Below are 2,696 nucleotides of genomic sequence, written 5' to 3'. Positions count from 1 at the left end.
TCACCGGTGCGGTACATGCGTTCCCCGTCGCCCCAGGGGTTGGCGACGAACCGTTCGGCGGTCAGTCCGGGCCGGTTGAGGTAGCCGCGGGCAAGGCCCGAACCCGCCACGTACAGCTCTCCCACCACGCCGGGTGGCACCGGCCGCAACGACTGGTCCAGAACATAGACGCGCGTGTTCCAGAACGGACGGCCGACCGGCAACGCGCCCGAATCGAGGGGCTGCCCGGGAGCGATGCGGAACTCGGTGCTGTTCACCGTGGCTTCGGTGGCACCGTAGGCGTTGACCACGGTGAGGCCCGGATGCGTCGCGCGCATCCTGCGCAGTGCGTGGCCGGTCAGCGGTTCCCCGCCGAGGATCAGGGTTCCGGACGGGGAGACTTCCTCCGGGAGGCTCTCGAGTATCGCGAGGTGGGACGGTGTGACTTTCATGAACGAAGGCCGGCCGACCGTCCCGGCGTGTTCGTCCAGTTCGGCCAGGATCACGCGCCCTCCACTCACCAAGGGTGTGTAGAGCGCGGTGACCGTCAGGTCGAAGGCGATGGACGAATTCACCAACGCCGTACCGGCGGCGTCGGGGTACACCTCTCGCGCTCGGAGCAGATAGGCCCCGAGAGCGGCGTGTTCGATCACTACGCCCTTGGGCCTTCCGGTTGAGCCGGAGGTGTAGATGACATATGCCGGGTCGGCTGGTTCGGTGGGAGTCTCCGGGTTGGTCGCCGGGTAGGTGGTCAGGTCCGGCAGCTCATGGAGGGTGAGTACCGGGCGCGCATCGTTGATCACGTCGTTGATGCGGTCCTGCGGGTGGTTGAGCTCGATGGGCAGGTAGGCACCGCCGGCTTTCAGCACCGCGAGAACCGCGACGACGAGGTCGACGGAGCGTGGGAGTGCCAGGGCCACGAGGGCTTCCGCGCCGACTCCGTGGTCGATGAGGTGGTGCGCGAGGCGGTTGGCGCGGGTGTTGAGCTCTTCGTAGGAGATCTCGGTGTCTTCGCAGACCACGGCGGTGGCCGTGGGGGTGCGGCGCACCTGGGCTTCGAACAGTTCGTGGGCGCACTGCCGTGGAATCTCGACCGCGGTGTCGTTCCACTCGACCAAAATCCTGTGCCGTTCCTCGTCGGAGAGCACATCGAGGTGGCCGGGAACCTGGTTCGGATCGGCGGTCACGGTGTCCAGCAGGCGGACCAGCCGGCCGGCCAGCGCCTCGATCGTGGCCTGGTCGAACAGGTCCGTGGCGTAGCTGAAGACCGCGGTGAGCCCGGCGGGGGCACCGGACGCGTCGTGGGTCTCGGCGAAGGAGGCGGTGAGGTCGAACTTCTCGGCGCTGTAGGTGGGAGGTTCCGCGGTCACCTCCAGGCCGGGTAGTTCGAGGGTGGCTTCGTCGTTGTTCTGCACCACCAGCATGATCTGGAACAGCGGGTGGTGGGCGGTGGACCTGGCCGGGTTGAGAACCTCCACCAGCTGTTCGAAGGGGACGTCCTGGTGGGCAAACGCGGCCAGGTCCGTCTCGCGGACCCGGTCCAGGAGCTCGGCGAAGGTCGGATCGCCCGAGGTGTCGGTGCGCAGCACCAGAGTGTTGACGAAGAATCCCACCAGGTCGTCGAGTGCTACATCGGTGCGGCCGGCGATCGAAGTCCCGATCGGAACATCCGTTCCAGCACCCAGCTTGCTCAGCAGCGCGGCCAACCCGGCCTGCAGCACCATGAACAGCGTGACGTGATGGGCTGCGGCCAGCTCTTTCAGTTGTGCGTGGAGTGCCGGCTCGACGCTCCATTCCACGCGACCACCCTGGTAGCTGGCTTCGGCCGGTCGCGGCCGGTCGAAGCGCAGCTCCAGCTGATCCGGCACTCCCGCGAGCGCGCCGGCCCAGTAGTTCACCTGGTCGGCGAGCCGGCTGTCGGGATCCTCAGCGGAACCCAGCAGTTCCTTCTGCCACAAGGTGTAGTCGGCGTACTGCACCGGCAGGGCAGACCACTGCGGTTCACCACCTGCGCACCGGGCCTGGTAAGCGGTCGCCAAGTCACGCATCAGCGGAGCCAAGGACCAGCCGTCGGTGGCGATGTGGTGAACCACCAGTACAAGTACGTGCTCCTGCGCGCTGACACCGAACAAGAACGCTCGGATCGGCAGCTCGGCCGACAGATCGAAAACGCAGTGCTCGGCCTGTTTCACCGCGGCGGCCAACGCGTCCTCGTCGGCACAGTTCCGCACGTGCAACACGGGGACAGCCCGCTCACCGAGGAGCACCTGCTGGAAGGGTTCACCGTCCTGTTCGGGAAACACGGTGCGCAGGGCCTCGTGCCGGTCCACCACATCGGACAGCGCCGCCCGCAGCGCGGCTGTGTCCACCGTGCCCCGCAACCGCAGACTCAGCGGCGCGTTGTACGTCGCGCTCGGCCCCTCCATCTGGGCCAGGAACCACAGCCTGCGTTGTGAGGCGGACAGCGGTAGTCGGGTGGGGCGGGGTTGTGATCCGAGTTCTGGCCGGGTCGGGCCGGTGTGAAGGTTGTCGGTGATGCCTGCGATGGTGGGGGCCTGGAACAGGTTGCGGATGCTCAGTTCGGCGCCGAGTACGGCGCGGATGCGGCTGATCAAGCGCATCGCGAGCAGTGAGTGGCCGCCGAGGTCGAAGAAGTTGTCGTCGATTCCGGCGTCGCTGATGCCGAGTATGTCGGCGAACAGGCCGCAGAGGATCTC

At 67.2% G+C, this 2,696-nt stretch carries 1 protein-coding gene; it reads right to left on the bottom strand.

The features are described 5' to 3' along the window. Window positions 1–2,696: condensation domain-containing protein (locus tag AB0N90_RS37570; RefSeq protein WP_365203979.1), on the bottom strand; the 2,696-nt coding region annotated here is incomplete at both ends.

Origin of the sequence: Streptomyces sp. NPDC093018 (genome assembly GCF_040684035.1) — a bacterium.
Classification (GTDB): Bacteria; Actinomycetota; Actinomycetes; order Streptomycetales; family Streptomycetaceae; genus Streptomyces; species Streptomyces murinus.
Note: the sequence above shows the minus strand (reverse complement) of the source record. Positions and strands in the feature narration are given on the sequence as shown.